Source organism: Vreelandella sp. 21, assembly GCF_050995515.1.
In the GTDB taxonomy this organism is placed as follows: domain Bacteria; phylum Pseudomonadota; class Gammaproteobacteria; order Pseudomonadales; family Halomonadaceae; genus Vreelandella; species Vreelandella alkaliphila.
The window spans coordinates 3224559-3244348 of the sequence record NZ_CP194673.1 but is presented as its reverse complement, the minus strand read 5'-3'; the positions used below and the strand labels follow the sequence as shown (position 1 = coordinate 3244348).

18 protein-coding genes are annotated in these 19790 nt (G+C 53.3%); 3 read left to right on the top strand and 15 right to left on the bottom strand.

Translation table 11 applies throughout. The annotated features are described in order from the left end of the window. Positions 1–203: 203 nt before the first annotated feature. A complete protein-coding gene (locus ACN06F_RS14805; protein ID WP_433924172.1) occupies positions 204–2147 on the top strand; it encodes an aspartate:alanine exchanger family transporter in 1944 nt (647 codons plus the stop codon). Between the two features lie 270 nt (positions 2148–2417). Continuing rightward, positions 2418–3797 (top strand): glutamate decarboxylase, encoded by a 1380-nt coding sequence (locus ACN06F_RS14800; RefSeq protein ID WP_120386361.1) that lies wholly within the window; start codon positions 2418–2420, stop codon positions 3795–3797. 201 nt (positions 3798–3998) lie between these two features. Here ACN06F_RS14800 and ACN06F_RS14795 read toward each other — a convergent pair whose 3' ends face one another. From ACN06F_RS14795 to hemB, 4 genes are all read right to left on the bottom strand, one after another. After that, positions 3999–5027 carry a linear amide C-N hydrolase gene (locus tag ACN06F_RS14795; protein WP_038478135.1) on the bottom strand — a complete coding sequence of 343 codons (1029 nt, stop codon included), beginning with the start codon at positions 5025–5027 and terminating at the stop codon, positions 3999–4001. Between the two features lie 103 nt (positions 5028–5130). After that, on the bottom strand, positions 5131–6594 hold the full coding sequence (gene cls, locus ACN06F_RS14790; RefSeq protein WP_095604507.1) for a cardiolipin synthase: 1464 nt from the start codon (positions 6592–6594) through the stop codon (positions 5131–5133). A 74-nt stretch (positions 6595–6668) separates the two neighbouring features. Next, entirely contained in the window at positions 6669–8882 is a 2214-nt protein-coding gene (gene ppk1, locus ACN06F_RS14785; RefSeq protein ID WP_253486048.1) for a polyphosphate kinase 1, read from the bottom strand. Positions 8883–9007: 125 nt separating this feature from the next. Beyond that, a complete protein-coding gene (hemB, locus tag ACN06F_RS14780; protein ID WP_038478126.1) occupies positions 9008–10015 on the bottom strand; it encodes a porphobilinogen synthase in 1008 nt (335 codons plus the stop codon). Positions 10016–10223: 208 nt separating this feature from the next. Here hemB and elbB point away from each other — a divergent pair, with 208 nt between their 5' ends. After that, the gene (elbB, locus tag ACN06F_RS14775) at positions 10224–10883 is read left to right on the top strand and encodes an isoprenoid biosynthesis glyoxalase ElbB (RefSeq protein ID WP_038478122.1); all 660 of its coding nucleotides are present in this window, start codon (positions 10224–10226) and stop codon (positions 10881–10883) included. Between the two features lie 126 nt (positions 10884–11009). On the opposite strand, the gene tatC is transcribed toward elbB, so the two are convergent. The 11 genes from tatC to ACN06F_RS14720 form a co-directional block, all read right to left on the bottom strand. Next, positions 11010–11792, bottom strand: a complete 783-nt coding sequence (gene tatC / locus ACN06F_RS14770; RefSeq protein ID WP_083007012.1) for a twin-arginine translocase subunit TatC — start codon at positions 11790–11792, stop codon at positions 11010–11012. Further along, positions 11789–12340 (bottom strand): Sec-independent protein translocase protein TatB, encoded by a 552-nt coding sequence (gene tatB, locus ACN06F_RS14765; RefSeq protein ID WP_253486047.1) that lies wholly within the window; start codon positions 12338–12340, stop codon positions 11789–11791. The genes tatC and tatB overlap by 4 nt, the downstream gene beginning before the upstream one ends. Positions 12341–12343: 3 nt before the next feature. Further along, on the bottom strand, positions 12344–12628 hold the full coding sequence (tatA, locus tag ACN06F_RS14760) for a Sec-independent protein translocase subunit TatA (protein WP_089039797.1): 285 nt from the start codon (positions 12626–12628) through the stop codon (positions 12344–12346). Positions 12629–12651: 23 nt separating this feature from the next. After that, complete coding sequence (locus ACN06F_RS14755) at positions 12652–13008, bottom strand: phosphoribosyl-ATP diphosphatase (protein WP_038486243.1); 357 nt, start codon at positions 13006–13008, stop codon at positions 12652–12654. Between the two features lie 96 nt (positions 13009–13104). Beyond that, entirely contained in the window at positions 13105–14727 is a 1623-nt protein-coding gene (ubiB, locus tag ACN06F_RS14750; protein WP_038478112.1) for a ubiquinone biosynthesis regulatory protein kinase UbiB, read from the bottom strand. Continuing rightward, a complete protein-coding gene (locus ACN06F_RS14745) occupies positions 14727–15404 on the bottom strand; it encodes a ubiquinone biosynthesis accessory factor UbiJ (protein ID WP_433924171.1) in 678 nt (225 codons plus the stop codon). The genes ubiB and ACN06F_RS14745 overlap by 1 nt, the downstream gene beginning before the upstream one ends. Positions 15405–15426: 22 nt before the next feature. Further along, positions 15427–16182 (bottom strand): bifunctional demethylmenaquinone methyltransferase/2-methoxy-6-polyprenyl-1,4-benzoquinol methylase UbiE, encoded by a 756-nt coding sequence (gene ubiE, locus ACN06F_RS14740; RefSeq protein WP_038478106.1) that lies wholly within the window; start codon positions 16180–16182, stop codon positions 15427–15429. 121 nt (positions 16183–16303) lie between these two features. Then, on the bottom strand, positions 16304–16705 hold the full coding sequence (locus ACN06F_RS14735) for a gamma-butyrobetaine hydroxylase-like domain-containing protein (protein WP_038478102.1): 402 nt from the start codon (positions 16703–16705) through the stop codon (positions 16304–16306). A gap of 237 nt (positions 16706–16942) precedes the next feature. Further along, positions 16943–18265 carry an ATP-dependent protease ATPase subunit HslU gene (gene hslU / locus ACN06F_RS14730; protein WP_433924170.1) on the bottom strand — a complete coding sequence of 441 codons (1323 nt, stop codon included), beginning with the start codon at positions 18263–18265 and terminating at the stop codon, positions 16943–16945. A gap of 10 nt (positions 18266–18275) precedes the next feature. Further along, positions 18276–18809: an ATP-dependent protease subunit HslV gene (gene hslV / locus ACN06F_RS14725; protein ID WP_009724832.1), complete on the bottom strand. Its 534-nt coding sequence runs from the start codon at positions 18807–18809 to the stop codon at positions 18276–18278. 210 nt (positions 18810–19019) lie between these two features. Continuing rightward, positions 19020–19787 (bottom strand): SPOR domain-containing protein, encoded by a 768-nt coding sequence (locus tag ACN06F_RS14720; protein ID WP_095604516.1) that lies wholly within the window; start codon positions 19785–19787, stop codon positions 19020–19022. Positions 19788–19790: the final 3 nt, after the last annotated feature.

Genomic DNA, 19790 nt, shown 5'->3' with positions numbered 1-19790 from the left:
ATCTATCATGCCAAAAATAACAAAATTCAACGGTAAAGGCATAGCTGTACGCCATGACAACACCAATTGCACTAACGCCGAAAGTGGGAGCTTCATCGTATCGAGATGATTGTCCACTGAACCTGGAAACTTGACAGGTTTGCATCTGTGTGACTAGTGTCTTATTGCCTAAGGCGAGTTTGTTTCAAGAAAAAGGGAGCGACATGTTCAGATTTTCTTCTTTGCCAAGCGTCTCGGTAAGTGCCAGATTTAGTGTGCTTTTGGTCGCTGGACTACTCGCCTTAGGCATTGCCACGCACGCGCAAGCTGAGGGAACAGGAACAGCAGAGAGCGGAACCCTACGAACCTTTGAGCAGGCGAGTGAGCGGGCCCTCGGCAGTGTCTTCGAATTCATCGAGCCGGTGACGGAGCGTGGTATCGAAGGTGTCTTTGCCTTCCTTGACGCGCAGCAATGGGTATTTATTTTGCTTGCGCTTGCCATCGGATATCCTCTCGGGCGGCTCAAGTTCGGTCCTATTTCTCTTGGTTCAACTGCCAGCACGCTACTTGTCGCCGTCGTGATCTCGATGACGGCGCAAATCGCTTTTAATATGACTTATGCGATCCCGGGCATCGTCGCGACCATCTTCCTGTCGCTCTTCATGTATGCACTGGGGCTCGGGGTAGGCCCCAAATTCTTTGCTGGTCTGAAATCCGGTGGTTTGGCGGCGATTGTTTGCGGGGTGATTATCTGGGCACTGAACTGGGTGATTTGCGTTGGCGGCGCGCATCTTGTCGGACTAGAATCTGGTTTCGCGGCGGGTTTGATCTCGGGCAGCTACACCATCACGGCCGTCCTTGGGGTCGCGGAATCAGCCGTACAAAGCGGCTCGGCAACGGTGCCGCCGGGCATGACCGCCGATGAGATTGGGGCCAATATGGCGGCGGGCTATGCCGTCAGCTATATCTTGTCGAGCGTCGGAATCATCTTGCTAATGCGCTACCTGCCCGCGATGTTCGGGCATGACCCAGTTGCAGATGCGAAAAAGGCTGAAGACGCCTTTGCTGGTTCAGGCACCCATCCACTTCCAGGCACACCTCATGCGTTCCTGCTCGGCTACATGCCGTTCGATATCCGTGCCTATAAGGTCGATAACGAGAACCTAGTCGGAAAGAGCGTTAATGAGCTTTTTGAGGCCCATCCTCAGGCCCCAATTCTTCGTGTAGAGCGTGATGGTCAGGTAATCGATGCGCTCAATAACCCGACAATTCGCAAAGGCGACATCGTAACTGTGCGCGCAGATGTGCACGACATGATCCTGCACGGTAACGAGGTCGGTCCAGAGGTAGACGATCCAGTTGCTCGTGACATAACCATTGAGTCTGCAGATATCGCAGTATCGTCCTCCGAGATTGCTGGCAAGACTATTGCGGAGCTTGCAAGGACCTCGCTGGCCTATGGTCTTCGTCTGATCGCGATTTTTCGGGCGGGGCAAGAGATTCCTATCGGGCCGCAAACCGATATTCGCGTGGGTGATGTAGTGCGCCTTACCGGGCCAGACAGTTGTATCGAACGGGCGGGAAAGGCCCTGGGCAGCAGGGTTATTACAGAGCAGACTCTTGCGACGACTGAAGTCATGTATATGGCGATCGCCATGGTAGTCGGCTTCATCGCAGGGACGTTGAGTGTCACGATCGCAGGCATTCCCTTCGCACTCGGCACTTCGGCGGGCTGCCTACTTGCCGGTATCATCGTTGCATATTTACGCAGTCGCAACCCGCAATTTGGCGGGCCGGTATCTGAAGGTGCGCGCAGTTTTTTGCAGGATATCGGCCTTAATGTATTCGTCGCCGTGCTGGGCGCGAATACTGGGCCGAAAATAATTTCGGCGCTAGGCGGCGACACGGTCATCTGGCTCGCCCTGATAGGTACCATAGCGGCCCTTCTGCCGGTAGTGGTGGCCTTTTTCGTTGCTGACAAGTTCTTCAAACTGAACTCTGTGATCAATGCGGGCGCATGCGCGGGCGGGCGCAACTCGACGCCAAGCTTGAATGCGGTGCTTGAACAGTCTAAAAGCCAAGTGGCTGCGGTGCCTTTCCCTGTATCCTACGCCATAACGACGGTGCTTGCCCTTGTCGGTGGCTACATCGCGCAGATCTTGTCTTGACATGTCTACTATACGTAATTCGCGGGAACGGCCGAGACAACCAAGCTATCCGTGCGGATAGTGGCTCATCTCATGAATGATGTTGACTGCCTCGCAGCATCACTCTCGATTATCCCGGCTAAGAGGACAGTTATTCGGAGCTGCGCTTAGCGAACTCGATCCCCTGTTGAGCAATCAAGTGAAACCGTGAAAAAAGGCAAAACCTGCCTGATTTTGCCTGCGCCGAGCGACGCCGGAGGCGTGGCCACTACCATAGAGTGGAGATGAGCAATGACAAATCGTTCCCGCAACATGAATGATGAAATCTACGGATCCAGCACGTTGGCGAAGCCACTTCCCAAATCCGGGTTCCCCGATGATGAGCAAGCACCACGCTGGGTCTGCGCTGCCGTGCGCGACGAATTGATGCTGGACGGCAATGCACGCCAGAACCTCGCGACCTTCTGCCAGACTTGGGAGGAGCCCGAAGTGCATGAGCTGATGGATGCCTGCATCGATAAGAATATGATCGACAAGGACGAATATCCACAGACTGCTGAGATTGAAGCACGCTGCGTACGTATGTTGGCTGATCTCTGGAATGCGCCCGAAGGGCCTGCGACGGGGTGTTCGACGACAGGCTCTAGCGAAGCCGCAATGCTAGGTGGGCTAGCCATGAAACGCCGCTGGGAGGCCAGGCGCCGTGCGGATGGTAAGCCAACTGACAAGCCCAACCTCGTGACTGGCCCAGTACAAGTTTGCTGGCACAAATTTACCCGCTACTGGGATGTCGAACATCGTGAGATCCCGATGGAGCAGGGGCGGCTGCTGATGACCCCCGAGGAAGTTCTGAAATACTGCGACGAGAACACAATTGGCGTGGTTCCGACCCTCGGTGTGACCTTTACAGGCGAGTATGAGCCTGTAAAAGCCGTCAGCGATGCGCTCGATCAGTTGGAGCGCGATACCGGTCTTGATATCCCAATTCATGTGGACGGTGCCAGCGGAGGATTTTTAGCGCCATTCTGCGCACCGGATCTTGAATGGGATTTTCGCCTTCCGCGGGTGCGCTCGATCAACGCGTCAGGCCACAAGTTCGGCCTAGCGCCGCTCGGTGTCGGATGGGTACTATGGCGCCAGGAAAGCGACCTGCCTGAGGAAATGATCTTTTGGGTCAATTATCTGGGCGGTAACATGAAGGACATTGCGCTTAATTTCTCGCGGCCTGGGGGGCAGATTGTTTGCCAATACTACAACTTTGTCCGGCTCGGCCGCGAAGGCTACGAAAAGGTGCACGGAGCCTGTTATGACAGCGCGGCGTTCCTCGCCGCTGAGATCGCCGCATTGGGGCCGTTCGAGATTGTTTTCGACGGAGAACGCAGCCGTGGTATCCCTGCGGTCTCATGGAAGCTGAAGGACGGCAGTGATCCTGGCTTTACACTTTTTGATCTTGCCGACCGTTTGCGGGTACGTGGCTGGCAGGTGCCAGCTTATACACTGCCAACCCATTGTGAAGATCAGGCGATTCAGCGAATTCTTGTGCGCAACGGCGTCAGCGGGGATTTATGCGCGCTACTTATTGATGATATGAAAGCAGCATTGTCGCATATTGCGGCCCATCCCAAAAAGGTTCCTTTGGCAGAAGAGGATGCTTCAGGGTTCCATCACTGAATGCACCATTCTATAGCTCTGGTGCTTTGTGCTGCTGTCGAAGCCTGCTAATTATTGAATACACTATCTATGATGCGGACCGCAGATGTTCTGCGGATCCGCTTCAGCGTAAAACCTGGCATGCAGGTGACTGAAAAAGAGCATTCAGTAGACCCATGTTGAAGACCTGCATGTCTTCAACGGCATGCCAGGCTTGATGGTCTACTGTTTAGCCTGCGTTGCAGCTGCAATTAGCTGCCTTTCGCGCTCGATAGTGAGAAATTTCAATGTGCCGGTGTCGACGAATTTGTCGCTTACTTCGCCAGCAATGCCACACTCGACAGTTAGTTCATTCACGAGGTCTAGCTTCAGCTGGGGGGCTCCCTCGGCTAGGTTGAGGTCACTCAGGTCTACCCAGACAATGTTGGGGCGGGTGGTCGATTCGAAGACGTAGCGCCGATTAGTTAGGTCGGTGACAGTCTGCCAAAGCGTCTGGGATGCATCAGGTTTGCCGGGATCTGGGATACGGAACGGTTGGGCGACATTGCGGATGACACTAAACATAGCCGCGATGGCCTGTAGCTGCGTCTGGGGCTGATCGAGACGGCTCACGTAGTATGCAGCACGAGCGAATCTGTCGCTTGCTAGTGTCGACCCAGGAATGGGCTGGTCGCCGCCAAGTCCGCTGATGGTTTGGACTAGCTCGAGTTGCTGGTCGTACGTGGGTGAGTTTGTCATCACTCGGTAATCGCGGCTATGGTAAACCTTGGGTTTCCCCTCGCTATACTCGATGATGCACGAATCGCCGGTGGCGTCATCGAGTGCTAGGTGGATTGCCGGCGGTGCCCCTCCGGTAGGATCCATCATCTGGACGACTTGAACGTCTGAAGTTTCAATCCACTCGACGGCTTCTGCGACGGTGGCGTAGTTGTCGAGGAAGTACTGCATCCAGATGGCCTGACTCAGCTGAGTGCGACTGTCTTCTGGGTTGCCGTAGTCTGACTCTGCAAGCCATAGTACGTGACCAGCCAAGCCAGCCTCATTCAGACCGTCGACTGAAATCATGTCGAAGGCTGTCGCAACGACGCTCCCGTACTTCGATGTCCATGTCAGCGCTCCCTGCACCCCGTCGTCGCGTGTGATGCCTTTCGGCTGCGTCCATAGGTTGGTCATCAGGTCTTTGTGAAAGTCCATGTTACGGCCAACGATGACGGCTCCGTTGGCGTCCGGCCAAACTACTCGCGTGCACATACGGCTCTCCTTTCGCTAAGTTGCAACCAACATACTGCCAGAATAGGTCTGACATTATTCTCTTCGTATATCAGCAGTATAAATCACTTTCTGGCCGCTTAGTTCAAAGGATCGGCCCCAGCATCGCGACGGTATTATTGATTAATCGGCGGTGGCGGGGCCAGTTTGCAACCTCATTGGGGTCAACGCGCACCGAGCTGTTGAGGTAGTGCTGCTGACGTTGGTGGATCTGTTGGGCCAGCTCTGAGTCGTAGGCCAGGATATTGTTCTCATAGTTGAGTTCGAAGCTGCGTCGGTCCATGTTGGCGGAGCCGATAAGACTGATCTCACCATCCAGGGTGAGCGACTTGGTGTGCAACAGGCCACCGACATACTCATAAATTTTTACGCCGGCGGTGAGTAGTTCGGCGTAGTAGCTGCGGCTAGCAGCGGCTACTATGCGGCTGTCATTGCGTTGAGGAAAGATAATAAGAGTCTCCACGCCGCGACGTGCGCTGGCGCAGAGCGCGGCCTGTAGAGGTTCGTCCGGTACATAGTAGGGTGTAGTGATAACTAGGCTTCGGCGGGCGCTGTAAATCAAGGCCTCGAACATCTCAGGCATGGCCGAGTAGCGCACGGTGGGGCCGGTGCCGATTACCTGTGTACATATGCCAGGCCGAGTGGCGGGGAGGGGGCGGTGCAGCAGGGCACGGATATCGTCGTTGACATGCGACATCCAGTCGCTGATGAACAGATGCTGATTTTGGCGTGCGATTGGCCCTTCAAAGCGAATCATAAGATCGACCCAGGGCGCATACTTCGCCTTGACCCGAAACTCAGGATCAGCGCAATTCTGGCTACCGCAGTAGGTAATGTGGTCATCAATGACGACAATTTTGCGGTGGTTGCGCAAATCGATACGGCCGCCAAGCATGCGCAAGATCGGATTGCCAATAGGCAGGGCGCGTGCAAGCTGGACGCCAGCAGCTTGCATCGCCCGCCAGTGCTTGGAGTGGATCATGGCGCGCGCACCAAGGTCATCTGCCATCGCTCGGCAGGCAACGCCGCGCGTGGCTGCTCGCATCAGCGCCTGGGCAACTTTGAGGCCGTTGTTATCGGTCAACCAGATGTAAAATAGTAGATGGACGTGATCTTGTGCAGCGTCAATATCGGCAACAAGTGCATCAATGACGGCGTTGGAGTCTTTTAGTACTTTTGCGTGGTTGCCACCGACCGGCTCGAACCCGCTGATGGAATAGCCCACCTGAAACAAGTGCTGATAGTGCGCCGGAATCTGCGGTGCGAGGTTGGTTGAATCAACACCAAGAGTGGTCTCTGGTGTTGATGTTTGCGCAAGTACCTCACGCATCCGTTTGGCGCGTTTGTTGCCGATGTTGGTCTCACCGAGTAGTAAATAGGTAATGATGCCAACGATTGGTAGGGCGATGATGACCACTATCCAGGTCAGTCTGGCCCTAGGGTCGCGGTGCGGTTTAAGTAGAACGCGGATGATCAGCAGCCACTGAATCACCAGGTGCAATGCAGCGCTGAGCGCAGTGAGAACGGTAGAGTCGCTGATGCCATTCATTATAAGTGTGCTTCCTCATGCTGATACGGCAGGTCAATCATGGCTAACCGTCCCCAACCCTCCTTTCTACTCAGCTAGCTTTTTGATGCGTAGGCATAGAGCAGTGTTTCCTGAGCGCTGATCGCGTCGCCATTGCCAGGATCCTGGAGGTGATAGCTACCGTCGCTTTTTAGTAACCAGCTTTGGCAGTTATCGACGAGGTAGGTCTCTAAATCTTTACGTACCCGCGTGGCAAGCTTTTTATCCAATAGCGGGAAGCAGGTTTCTACGCGATGGAACATATTGCGTGACATAAAATCAGCGCTTGAGCACCATGTTTCTGGTTTGCCGTCATTGTGAAAATGGAAAACGCGGGTATGTTCTAAAAAACGCCCAATAATCGACCGGACACGGATATTTTCTGAAACACCCTCGATACCGGGTTTCAAACAGCACATGCCGCGAATGATCAGGTCGCACTCTACGCCTGCTTGCGAGGCGCGATAAAGCGCTTTGATAAGCTTGGGCTCTGTTAGCGAATTGCACTTAATAATGATGTGCCCGCGCTTACCTCTAAGCGCCACCTGAGCTTCACGGTCAATCATTTCGACTAAGCGCTCGTGAAGCGTAAAGGGGGCGTGGAGCAACGTGTCGATCTTGCGCGCGCGGCCCATGCCAGAAAGCTGCTGGAACACCTTGTGCACGTCCGCGCATAGTGCTGTATTGGCAGTTAGCAGGCTGTAATCGGTATATAGTTTCGCTGTTTTAGAGTGGTAGTTGCCGGTGCCTAAATGTGCGTAGTGGCGCAGCTCGCCCTTCTCACGTCGCACGATATGTAGCATTTTGGCATGGGTTTTATAGGCCATGATGCCGTAAATCACGATGGCGCCGGCTTCTTGCAGGCGTGATGCTAACTGAAGATTGTCGGCCTCATCGAAACGCGCCCGCAGCTCGATAACAACGGTGACTTCTTTGCCTTGGCTGGCGGCATCGACCAGAGCACTCACTATCGTTGAATCTGCGCCCGTGCGGTACAGAGTCTGCTTGATTGCCAGTACGTCCGGATCGCGTGCGGCCTCGCGTAGTAGGTCTTCAATAGGTGAAAAAGACTGGAATGGGTGATGAAGCAGGATATCGCTTTTGGCAATAGCGCTAAATAGGCTGCCACCCTTTAATGCTTTTGGCACGCTAGGCGAATAGGGGCGATAGAGCAGTTCCGGTCGGTCAACATCACCGAGTACAGCCATCATGCGGGTCAAATTTACCGGCCCTTGAACACGGTATAAGTCGCTGCTTTCTAGCTCAAACTGGCGCAGCAAGAAACTGATCAAGTCATCTGGACAATTATCAGCGACTTCAAGGCGAACACCACTGCCATAACGGCGGGCTAATAGCTCGCCACGTAGCGCTGAGGCCAAGTCTGAGACCTCTTCTGGGTCGACGGTCATATCGGCATTGCGAGTCAGCCGGAACTGATAACAACCGCGCACACGCATACCGGGGAAGAGTTCCTCTGCATGAGCGTGAATCATCGATGACAAGAAAATATACTCAGAGAAACCTTCTGCACACAGAGCTTTAGGCAGTGCCATCAAGCGAGGCAGTGAGCGAGGCGCTGGCAGTATTGCCATGCCACCAGCCCGACCAAAGGCGTCCTTTCCCTCTAGTTCAACAATGAAGTTGAGGCTTTTATTAACCAAACGCGGAAACGGGTGGGAAGGGTCTAAGCCAATGGGGCTGATGACCGGCATGATTTCGTTATCAAAAAAACCTTTAACCCACGCTTTTTGCTCGTCGGTCCACTGATCGCGACGACGAAAGCGTAGCCCCTGAGCTTCCAGCGCGGGCAGCAGTGTTTCGTTCAATATTTGATATTGGCGGGCAATTTGCTGATGCGCGATATCCGAGATTTCTGCCAGCACAGCCTTAGGTAAGCGGCCGTCGGCGGCGGTGGTATCGTCACCTAATGCCATTTGGTGTTTAAGCCCAGCAACTCTTATCTCAAAAAACTCATCCATGTTGGATGAAAATATCAGCAGAAACATCAGCCGGTTAAGTAGCGGATGTGCATCGTCTAGGGCTTGTTCAAGCACCCGGATATTGAATTGCAGATGAGAAAGCTCGCGATTGAAGTAAAGCTGCGGGTCGTCAAGATCCGCTTCCAAGTGAGCCTCTTTCGCGTGAACTCCGGTGGGGGTACGATTGATACGCAATGGCAAAGCCTCTCCCTCGCCACTTACCGTCTCGTTTGCAGCGTTCGTTGACTCGCTAGAAAATGCTGGCGTGGAATCTGCTGATTGATCGTCCATGGCTGCCCCCCGGTGGTGGTTCATACTCATCATAGCGTGATAACTACTGTTAATAGGAGTATGCCGGGAAAAGATGACAAACAAGTGTCACCGGTTTGTCATCTTTGAAGGTTTGACCCCTGAAATTAACGCTGTAACAAGCGTGCTGCTTCTAAGGCAAAATAGGTTAAAATCCCATCTGCACCTGCTCGCTTGAAGCACATCAGTGACTCAAGAATGACGGGTTCGGCCTCAAGCCAGCCGTTGTCGAAAGCGGCGCGATGCATGGCGTACTCACCGCTGACTTGATAAGCGAATGTCGGTACTTGGAGTTCGCTTTTTACACGACGTACGATATCCAAGTAAGGCATGCCAGGTTTTACCATTACCATATCAGCGCCTTCAGCGATATCCATAGCGACTTCATGCAGTGCTTCATCACTATTGGCGGGATCCATCTGATAGGTGCGTTTGTCCGCTTTGCCAAGATTGGCGGCAGAGCCGACTGCATCACGGAAAGGGCCGTAATATTTAGAGGCGTACTTAGCGCTATACGCCATAATACGCACATTATGCAGGTGTTCCTGCTCCAACACTTGGCGTATGGCGCCGATGCGGCCATCCATCATATCGGAAGGTGCCACGACATCGGCGCCTGCTTCGGCGTGGGAGAGTGCCTGTTTGAGTAGCGTATCCACTGTGCGGTCATTTTGCACATAGCCGTGCTCATCAAGAATGCCGTCCTGTCCGTGGCTAGTATAGGGGTCAAGGGCGACATCGGTAATAATGCCAAGCTCTGGTAGTGCTTCTTTTAGCGCCCGTACACTACGCTGAACCAGACCATTCGAGTTGTAAGCTTCTTCTGCTAACTCGCTTTTTTGCTCAGCGCTGACAACGGGGAAGAGAGCTAAGGCAGGAATACCCAGCGCGTAGGCCTCACGTGCCTGCTCAATCAGCAGGTCGATGGAAAGACGCTCAACACCGGGCATTGAGGCAATCGCTTCGCGCTGATTTTCGCCTTCCAGTACAAAAACCGGCAAAATCAAATCACTGGGTGTTAGCGTCGACTCCTGCATTAAGCGACGGGAGAAATCGTCGCGACGCATACGGCGAAGTCGGGTGGCAGGGAAGTGACGGGGAGCAGAGGTGTTCAACGGCTTTCTCCAAACAATCGCATAGTCAATCGAATAGTGGGTGCCCTAAAAGGCCTAACGTGAGTATATCAGTCCTGCACTGCAGCGAAAGCGGGCTTGTGATAGCTGGCTTGTAGTGGCTTTATAGACTGACTAAAGTGAGCCACTCAGCGACGCTAAGTGGCGACGATTTAACAGCGATAATAAGCGCTACGATAAGGAGATAAGCATGACCAAACAGGTAGCAATCGTATTAGCAGGCTGCGGCGTTTTTGATGGTTCTGAAATCTATGAAACAACGCTAACGCTGCTGCGCCTTGATCAGTTAGGGATTGGCTATCGCTGCTTTGCGCCGGATGTCGCTCAGCATCATGTGATTAACCACTTAACCCAAGAGCCTGTCGAGGGCGAGCAGCGCAATGTACTGCAGGAGTCGGCGCGCCTTGCCCGTGGTGATATTAGCCCGATTACTGAGCTAGATGCAGATGACTTTGATGCGGTCATTGTTCCTGGTGGCTTTGGTGTCGCTAAAAACCTGTCTGATTTTGCCGACCAGGGCGACAGCATGCAGGTACTTGAGAGCGTGAAAGAGGCGCTGGTAGGCTTTAAAGAAGAGGCAAAACCCATTGGCCTGATGTGTATTGCTCCTGTTTTGGTCCCGCGCCTGCTTGGCGAAGGTGTGGCCGTGACGATTGGTCATGATCCGAGTGTTTCTGGCGCCATTAGTGCGATGGGTGGCCTGCATCGCAGCTGTGGCGTAGAAGACATTGTGGTAGATCATGAGCATCGGGTGGTAACGACGCCTGCTTACATGCTGGCGACCCGTATCAGTGAGGCCGCAACAGGTATCTTTAAGTTGGTAGACCGCATTGATGAAATGATGGGCTAATGCTTTCTAGGTAATCGGCTATTCGTATGAAGGGCAAAAAGCCTCTCGTATGAAGAGCAAAAAGCCTCTGTCATGTTCCCATGGCAGAGGCTTTTTTTGAGCAGTGTATCGCCTTTAATAGTGCTTTTAGGTCTCTTGTTCCTCAGCGTCATCCGCCTTTGCCTTACGGCGTACCAACCGGCCAAACAATAGGCCCACCTCATAAAGTAGGTACATCGGTATCGCTAACAGGCTTTGAGAAATAATGTCGGGAGGAGTAAGCAGCATGCCCACCACAAAGCAGCCTAAAATAATGTAGGGGCGCTTTTTAGAAAGGCTCTCGACCGTGGTCGCGCCAGACAGTATTAGCAGAAATGTTGCGATGGGGATTTCAAACGCAACACCAAAGGCGAAAAATAGCTTAAGTACAAAGTTCAAATACTGATTAATATCGGTCATTACCGCCACGTTTTCCGGCCCGGTCTGGGTGAAAAACTCAAAGAGCAGCGGAAAAACCACGTAATAAGCGAAGGCCGCCCCAGCGTAAAATAGCGCTATGCTAGAGACCAGAATGGGTATCGCCAGCGCTTTTTCGTTATCGTAAAGCCCAGGTGCTACAAATGCCCATGCTTGGTGCAGTACGAAGGGGATAGCGATAAAGACGGCGACTACCAGGGTTAGTTTGAAGGGCGCCAAGAAGGGCGAGGCTACCTCGGTGGCTATCATCTGTGAGCCTTCTGGCAACAGTGCCATTAATGGCTCAGCCACAAAGCTGTAGATGTCATTAGCAAAGGCATAAAGGCCAAGAAATACGACTAATATAACCACGACCGCTTTCATAAGCCGCGAGCGTAGTTCAATCAGGTGCTCAATAAGAGGCGCTTGGCCTTGGTCTTTACGTGGCTCCTGGGAGTCGCCAGACATGCTCATTGGTGATTACTATCCTTTGTAAGATCCGCCTTTGTAAGATCCGCCTTTTTAGCATCGGCATTTCCCACATCCGCCTGCTTGACGTTAGCCTTGCTAGACTCATTTTTGCCGCTAGGATTCACCGCGCGCAGTTCATCGGTAGCACGTTGATGAGGCGTTGAGGAAGAGGCTGCTGGCGTGTCTTCGCGTACTGTTTGCAGGGCATCATCTAGTCGAGCACTCGCGTTGGCAACCCGCTGCTCGGTCTCGTTTTGGGACGCTTGTGTCGAAGTGCTGGAAGAAGAGGGGGCGTCGGCAATGCTCTCAACATCCTGCTTGGCTTTTTTGAGACTGTCATCGAGCTTTTTCTGTTGCTCGTTGAGCTTTTGACGCAACTCCTCTGCTTCCAACTGAGCGCTGATCTCGCGCTGCATACCGGATACCGTACGCTTGATTTTGCCAATCCACATGCCTGCTGTGCGAGCGGCTCTAGGCAGGCGCTCTGGGCCAAGCACCAGAAGCCCGACGATACCAATCAGCATCAGTTCAAGAAAGCCGATATCCAGCATGGGTTATTTGCGCTCTTCGTTACGTTCTGTGGGGCGTTCTTCGGCGGCACGCTTCTCTTCTGCTTGAACATCATAGGTGTTACCAGCCTCTTCGTGGCTTACCTTCGCCTGAGGTTGGTCAGCATCTTTTTTGTCGCCGTCTTTCTCTTCTTCGTTAATGGCCTTCTTAAAGCCTTTGACTGCACCGCCTAAGTCGGTGCCCACATTACGCAGTTTCTTGGTGCCGAAAATTAGGATGATAATGCCCAGAACAATCAGCAACTGCCAAATACTGATACCACCTAACATATGCATTTCCTCATCAGTGCAGGTTAACGTTGTGTGCGGGACGCTTTTTCGTCATGACCAGAAATACCAAACCGCCGTGCTAGCTCATCTAAAACGCGCTGATGATCCAGTTCAAGGTGCGACAGCATCACCAAACTATGAAACCACAGGTCGGCGGTTTCAGCGATCACAGCTTGATGCGCCTGCTCGCCGCCGTGCTCGGCATCTTTAGCAGCCAAAATTGTTTCGGTCGCCTCTTCGCCGACTTTTTCGAGTATCTTGTTCAAACCCTTATGATGCAAGGAGGCAACATAAGAATCTTCTGCACAAGCATGTCGACGCTGCTTTAAGACCTCCGCGAGTGCATCTAGCACTTGCGTCGTCTGGGTAGAATCAGTCATAGGCATCCTTTTATCAATCATCACAGCGCTTTCGCCAAAGATCAGTGCTTTCGCCAAGGGCGACACTGAGGCGCTTTATCTTACTGCCAGAATGTTTCATTGCCATAGCAGCAACAACAAACCTACTCCCGCAGCTGCTAAAACAGGCCACTCTTGAGCCGATGCCCAGCTGCTCAGCGGCTGCCAAGCCAGGGCAATAGCAAGCAAAATAAGTCCGATACGCAGTCGGTAATGACGTTTATGCTGGCGCGTCAGTTGCTGCTGAACGGTACTAATGGAGTTCACTTGCTGATGACGCTGGCGGTGTTCATGCTCCATTCGGCTCAGCGCTTGATGCGCTAGCACGGGTAGCTCAGGCAACTGATGAGAAAGCTCCGGCGCTTGGCGTTTGAGCGACTCCCAAAGGCCGCCGATACCAGCGCGCTGTTTCATCCACTTTTCTAGATATGGTTTCGCAGTGCTCCACAGATCTAGTTCAGGGTAAAGCTGACGACCCAGCCCTTCGATGTTAAGCAGCGTTTTTTGCAACAATACTAACTGTGGCTGTACTTCCATATTAAAGCGTCGTGCTGTTTGAAACAGTCCTAACAGCACCTGCCCAAACGAAATATCTTTTAGCGGCTTTTCAAGAATGGGCTCGCATACGGTACGAATAGCGGCTGCAAACTCGTTAGCGCGCGTGTTTTCGCCCACCCAGCCGGACTCAATATGTAACGCCGCTACTTCGTAATAATCTTGATGGAAAAAGGCCAGTAGGTTGCGCGCTAGGTAGTCTTGATCTTCTCGGGTAAGGCTCCCCACGATGCCGCAGTCGATGGCGATATACTGTGGATCTTCAGGATCATCGCAGTTAACAAAGATATTGCCGGGGTGCATATCGGCATGGAAGAAGTTATCTCGGAAGACCTGGGTGAAGAAGATTTCTACGCCGCGTTCAGCCAGCTTCTTAAGGTTGGTTCCACGCGCAATAAGGGTATCTAAATCAGCCACTGGTACGCCGCGAATGCGCTCCTGGACCATGACATGGCGGCGGGTGTATGACCAATAGATTGTCGGCACAAACAGCAGCGGTGAGTCTTTGAAGTTACGCTTAAGTTGCGATGTGTTTGCCGCTTCTTTATAGAGATCAAGTTCGTCAAATAAGGTGGCTTCGTAATCACGAATCACTTCTACAGGGCGTAAGCGTTTTGCGTCAGGCACTTTACCCAGCAACTTAGCGATTTGATACATCAGCGCCATATCCTGACGCATAATGCGGTCGATGCCGGGGCGAATAATTTTGACGACGACATCTTCACCGCTATGCAGCGTTGCCGCATGCACCTGGGCAATCGATGCTGACGCCAAAGGCACTCGGTCAAAGGCGGCAAATGCCTCTACGAGCGACATTTCAAGCTCTTTTTCGACCCGTGCAGCGGCTAGTTCGCCGGGGAAGGGCGGCACTTGGTCTTGCAGCCGTTTTAATTCATCGGCGATGTCTTCGGGCAATAGGTCTCGACGGGTCGAGAGCATTTGGCCAAATTTAATAAAAATCGGCCCCAGCGCTTCCAGGGCCAGGCGCAGTCGCTCGCCGCGACTGCGCTGCCCTACAGGAAACAGTTTTAGAGGCGAAAGAGCCATTAAGGCACGTAGCCAGAACGGCAGCCGCTCAACGGGTATCAACGTATCTAAGCGATGGCGAGCCACTATCCAAGAGATTTTCAATAACCGCAGGCTCATCAGTGCGGCTCCTTGAGGTGTGGCTGCTTGTTTGGCGACTGACTGGCCGTCAACTGTGTCAAGCGCTTATGCAGGCGATTGAGTTTGGCTTCCAGGCGGTCGGTCGCGATCTCTAGTTCGGTCAAATGATCTCGGAGTACATCGCGCTGTTGGCGGCCGGGGAGTATGCGTGCTTCTTCAAATACGTATTCAGAAACGTCTTGCAGCAGCTCATCTTTCGCTCTTAGCCCCCAGCGTGCGGCGCGCCGGATACCTTCGGCCAGTGAATGGGCCGACATATCCCCCAGCCAGCGAGCTAGCTCGCCTTCCCAGTCGATATCCAGATCAAAGAGCAGGTCGCGGGTGGCTTCCAAGAGGTGGATACGGCCACGCACAGAAAGCTTGCCATCAAACATCAACCGCTCAATGGAGGCACCACTTAACCACTCAGAGAGCGTTTCAGGGGTGAGCTCGACGATGGAGTCGACGTCAGTTTCGTCTAGATCATCGCCACGCAGCAAATCAATCCCCGCATGGTGATAGTGCAGCACCAACTGAAGGTGAGGCTTTTCAAGCCTTACCAGTAGTCGACTCCCTGCTAGCGCAGACAAGCGCACAAGTGAGGCCGGATCACGGGCAAGCAAGGCATTCAACGTGCGTTCACATCCGGCCAGCAACAGGGTCGGGGTGACTAGCATGCTGACCTCATTGTCGGTGAGTTCATAATTTAATGCCGCGGTGAAGGGCCACGATACCGCCGGTCAGGTTGGTATATTCAACCCGATCAAGCCCTGCCGTTTCCATCATGCCTTTCAGGGTTTCCTGGTCGGGATGCATGCGAATAGATTCGGCGAGGTAGCGATAACTCTCACCGTCTCCGGCCACTAGTTCGCCCATTTTAGGTAGAAGGCGGAAGGAGTACTCATCGTAGGCTTTCGACAGCAGCGCATTATTTGGCTTTGAAAACTCAAGCACTAGCAACCGTCCGCCGGGCTTTAGCACGCGTGTCATAGAGCGCAGTGCAGCGTCTTTATCGGTGACGTTGCGCAGTCCGAAGGCAATCGTAATGCAGTCAAAACTGTTGTCCGGAAATGGCAGGCACTCGGCGTTGGCTTGTACATACTCAACGTTGCCTCCGACGCCATTATCCATCAGTTTATCGCGGCCAACGTTAAGCATGGAGGCGTTAATGTCGGCCAATACCACTTTGCCACGCGGGCCAACCAGGCGAGAGAATTTGAGTGTTAAATCGCCAGTGCCGCCGGCAATATCCAGCACATGGTGCCCAGGACGAACGCCTGCGCGCTCAATAGTAAGGCGTTTCCAGACGCGATGGATACCCATGGACATCAAGTCATTCATGATGTCATAGCGTGCAGCTACCGAATGAAAGACATCGGCAACACGAGACGCTTTTTCGTCAACTGCGACTTCCTGATAACCAAAATGGGTGGTGCGTTTTTCAGTGGGGCTCATGGGGCTCTAGCTCCCGAGTTCGAGGCGGTAATAGTCGACCAAAAGGTCGTCGCAATAAATGGTTAGCGACATTGTAGCCTTCTCACCCCCAACTTGTCTGCGCTTCAACTGAGGTGAAGCGTCACAGCTGTTTGAATTGGATGCTGGCTGGTTCGCGGGAGGCGCCGGCCGCTTCTAGGCGTTGTAGGTAGTTTTGCCAATAATCTGTTTGGTGCTGAGCTAAGTCGTAAAGATAGTTCCAGCTGTAAAGTCCGCTGTCGTGGCCGTCGTCAAAGTGCAATTTCAGAGCGTAATTGCCGGCTTGGGTAATGTTTTGCAGGCCGACATCTTTTTTACCCACTTGCAGCACGGCAGTATCGCCGCCGTGGCCACGCACTTCGGCTGAAGGTGAATAAACCCGTAAAAATTCGACAGGCAGTCGAAAGCTTTCACCCGTGGCGTAGCTAAGTTCTAGCTCGCGAGCCTGCTTATGGTAGTGAACCCGCGTTGGGGTGGGGGCATTCGTAGAAGTAGGGGCATTCATGGATGACGTCACCTTTTACGATATTGAGCTAAAGCGGATTGACCGACTATTTGCGCTTTAGCAAATGCGTGAAGGCAAGCGCCACGGCTAACGTTTGATCGACAGGACGTCGATCAAGCACGAGCAACAGGGATGTTGTTATCGTGCGTAACGTTAGACGCAGCGCAGCCTGAACAGCGGCATTTGCTTGCGTAAAAAGCGGGCAAGCTGTTGCGGGCTATACCGATATAAGCGCGTTTACAAAATATAGCGCGATAGGTCTTCGTCTACTGCTAGCTCACCCAGTTGGGCATTGACGTAATCGGCATCGATGACCAGCGGGCTATCCATGTCGCCGCCTTTAAATGAGGCTTCTTCGAGCAGCCGTTCCAGCACTGTATGTAGACGGCGAGCGCCAATATTCTCGGTGCCTTCGTTCACTTGCCAGGAAATCTCGGCAATACGCTCGATACCGTCTGGAGTGAACTCGATATCCAGCCCTTCGGTAGCCAGCAGCGCTTGGTACTGCTTGGTGAGCGAGGCGGAGGGCTCGGTGAGAATCCGCTGGAAATCGCCGGGGGTCAGCGCATCCAGCTCAACACGGATCGGCAAGCGTCCTTGTAGCTCTGGAATAAGGTCCGAGGGACGCGATAGGTGGAAGGCACCCGAGGCAATAAACAGGATATGATCGGTTTTGACCATTCCGTATTTGGTTGAAACGGTAGAGCCTTCGATTAACGGCAGCAGGTCACGCTGAACGCCTTCACGGGAGACTTCGCCACCGCTAGACTGGCCGCTACCCTTGGCAACTTTGTCGATCTCATCTAAGAAGACAATCCCATGCTGTTCAACGGCTTCGACAGCGCGGGCTTTGATCTCTTCTTCATTGACCAGCTTGCTCGCTTCTTCATCGCGCAGCAGAACCAGTGCTTCTTTGACCGTTACACGGCGCTGTTCGCGCTTTTGCTGGCCCATGTTGGAGAACAGGCTCTGTAGCTGGTTGGTCATCTCCTCCATACCTGGCGGCGTCATTATGTCGATGCCTTGCCCATGGGAAGAGATTTCGATATCGATCTCTTTATCATCCAACTGACCTTCCCGAAGCTTTTTGCGGAAGGTTTGACGCGTACCGTTATCTTCCCGAGGCTTATCTTCCTGGCCACGGGGCGGTGGTAGCAGTGCATCTAGAACGCAATCTTCAGCGGCATCTTCAGCGCGATGGCCGACTTCTTCCTTCGCGTGTTCACGAACCATTTTGATGGCGGCTTCCATCAAGTCGCGGATAATCGACTCGACGTCCCGGCCTACATAGCCGACTTCGGTAAATTTAGTGGCCTCGACCTTGATGAAGGGCGCTCTGGCTAGCTTGGCGAGGCGGCGAGCAATTTCAGTTTTACCCACGCCGGTAGGGCCAATCATCAGAATATTTTTTGGTGTCACTTCCGGGCGCAACTCATCGTCTAGTTGCATGCGACGCCAGCGGTTACGCAGGGCAATGGCCACGGCGCGCTTGGCATCTTGTTGACCAATGATGTATTGATCCAGGGCGTGGACGATTTCGCGGGGTGTCATCTGAGTCATAAAAAGGGCCTCAACGGTCGTTGATGTTCAGCTCTTCGAGCGTCACGTGGTGATTGGTAAATACGCAGATGTCGCCGGCGATTTCGAGAGACTTTTCAGTAATTTCACGAGCAGAAAGCTCGGTGTTTTCCAATAGTGCGCGGGCACTTGCCTGGGCAAAGTTGCCGCCAGAGCCAATAGCAATAATGCCGCGTTCAGGCTCAACCACATCACCGTTACCGGTAATAATCAGCGAGGCGCTGTGGTCCGCTACGGCCAGTAGTGCTTCCAGGCGGCGCAGAGCTCGATCGGTGCGCCAATCTTTGGCCAACTCAACCGCTGCTTTGGTGAGGTGTCCTTGGTATTTTTCTAACTGCGCTTCAAAACGCTCAAACAGGGTGAAGGCATCGGCGGTGCCGCCAGCAAAACCAGCGAGTACTTTGCCACGATACAGGCGGCGTACTTTGCTCGCGTTGCCTTTCATTACGGTGTTGCCCAGAGATACTTGGCCGTCGCCTGCAAGGGCAACCTGATTACCGCGGCGTACGGATACAATAGTGGTCATGGAGATAACTCCTTGGGGGAGACACATGCTCCCGATGACTGATCGGCCATTTTAAAAGACCGTATAAAAAGCGATTCACAACAAAATGCGGGCGGCTGATAAAAAATCAACCGCCCGCTAAATAAAGCTGTTAGATAAACTGTTTTTTTAACGGGGCTTATGGCGATGAAAGCCTGTCTAGCCCTTGGGTTAAAGTAGTCTGTGGTTAGACTAGTTCTGCAGTTGGATCAGCAGTGGCTCAATGCCTTGTGTGGCCATTAAGTCTTGGGCGCGGTTAAGCTCCCGAGTATCTTCGTAAGGACCTACTTGAACACGGTGCCAAGTATCGCCATTAGCCTTTACTTCGCTAACTTGGGCTAGCAGGCTTAAGTTGCGCAGACGGCCACGCAACTGCTCGGCATCGCTTAGCTCTCGAAACGACGCGGCCTGTAGCATGTAGCGGTTAGGCGTGTTACTGGCAGGCGCTTGCTGGGCAGCGGCCACTTGCTCTTCAGGGCGCATATTAGCTGCAATAACCTGAGCAATAGGGTCATCGTTCTGACGCGCACTTGCGCTGCTTGTCGTTGTTTCGTTAGCTGTCGCGTTGTTACTTGCCGTCGTTTGTTCCTGCTGTGCTGCTGCCTCGGGGCGATTTACGGTTGATGGCAGCGACACGCCTGGAGCAATGACTTCTGTATCTGGCAGCAGCGTGTAGAACTCAAACGTTGGCATTGATGGCTCGGCGACGGTTTCTGTTTGACGCGCAGCGCTACGCTCATCGCTGTCAGCAGGCTTAGGCAAGACAGTCGCTTGGGGCGTGTCTTCCTGCTCTTGCCAAGGAGCGGTGCCATGTTGATGCTGTGCTAGGAAGAAGCCTGCCGCTAAGCCTGCTATCCCCCAAAGCCAGCCAGGAATTTTGAATCCGCCACCTGAGCTTTTGCTGGCTTTGCGCTGAGAGGTTGCCCCTCGGCGGGCGGGCTTCTCTTTTGGGCTGGCCATCGC

Excerpts from the sequence above, each read along its gene's own strand:
- ACN06F_RS14805 (WP_433924172.1), top strand. The coding sequence starts at position 204 with ATGTTCAGATTTTCTTCTTTGCCAAGCGTCTCGGTAAGTGCCAGATTT.
- ACN06F_RS14800 (WP_120386361.1), top strand. The coding sequence starts at position 2,418 with ATGACAAATCGTTCCCGCAACATGAATGATGAAATCTACGGATCCAGC.
- ACN06F_RS14795 (WP_038478135.1), bottom strand. The coding sequence starts at position 5,027 with ATGTGCACGCGAGTAGTTTGGCCGGACGCCAACGGAGCCGTCATCGTT.
- cls (WP_095604507.1), bottom strand. The coding sequence starts at position 6,594 with ATGAATGGCATCAGCGACTCTACCGTTCTCACTGCGCTCAGCGCTGCA.
- ppk1 (WP_253486048.1), bottom strand. The coding sequence starts at position 8,882 with ATGGACGATCAATCAGCAGATTCCACGCCAGCATTTTCTAGCGAGTCA.
- elbB (WP_038478122.1), top strand. The coding sequence starts at position 10,224 with ATGACCAAACAGGTAGCAATCGTATTAGCAGGCTGCGGCGTTTTTGAT.
- tatC (WP_083007012.1), bottom strand. The coding sequence starts at position 11,792 with ATGAGCATGTCTGGCGACTCCCAGGAGCCACGTAAAGACCAAGGCCAA.
- tatB (WP_253486047.1), bottom strand. The coding sequence starts at position 12,340 with ATGCTGGATATCGGCTTTCTTGAACTGATGCTGATTGGTATCGTCGGG.
- tatA (WP_089039797.1), bottom strand. The coding sequence starts at position 12,628 with ATGTTAGGTGGTATCAGTATTTGGCAGTTGCTGATTGTTCTGGGCATT.
- ACN06F_RS14755 (WP_038486243.1), bottom strand. The coding sequence starts at position 13,008 with ATGACTGATTCTACCCAGACGACGCAAGTGCTAGATGCACTCGCGGAG.
- ubiB (WP_038478112.1), bottom strand. The coding sequence starts at position 14,727 with ATGAGCCTGCGGTTATTGAAAATCTCTTGGATAGTGGCTCGCCATCGC.
- ACN06F_RS14745 (WP_433924171.1), bottom strand. The coding sequence starts at position 15,404 with ATGCTAGTCACCCCGACCCTGTTGCTGGCCGGATGTGAACGCACGTTG.
- ubiE (WP_038478106.1), bottom strand. The coding sequence starts at position 16,182 with ATGAGCCCCACTGAAAAACGCACCACCCATTTTGGTTATCAGGAAGTC.
- ACN06F_RS14735 (WP_038478102.1), bottom strand. The coding sequence starts at position 16,705 with ATGAATGCCCCTACTTCTACGAATGCCCCCACCCCAACGCGGGTTCAC.
- hslU (WP_433924170.1), bottom strand. The coding sequence starts at position 18,265 with ATGACTCAGATGACACCCCGCGAAATCGTCCACGCCCTGGATCAATAC.
- hslV (WP_009724832.1), bottom strand. The coding sequence starts at position 18,809 with ATGACCACTATTGTATCCGTACGCCGCGGTAATCAGGTTGCCCTTGCA.
- ACN06F_RS14720 (WP_095604516.1), bottom strand. The coding sequence starts at position 19,787 with ATGGCCAGCCCAAAAGAGAAGCCCGCCCGCCGAGGGGCAACCTCTCAG.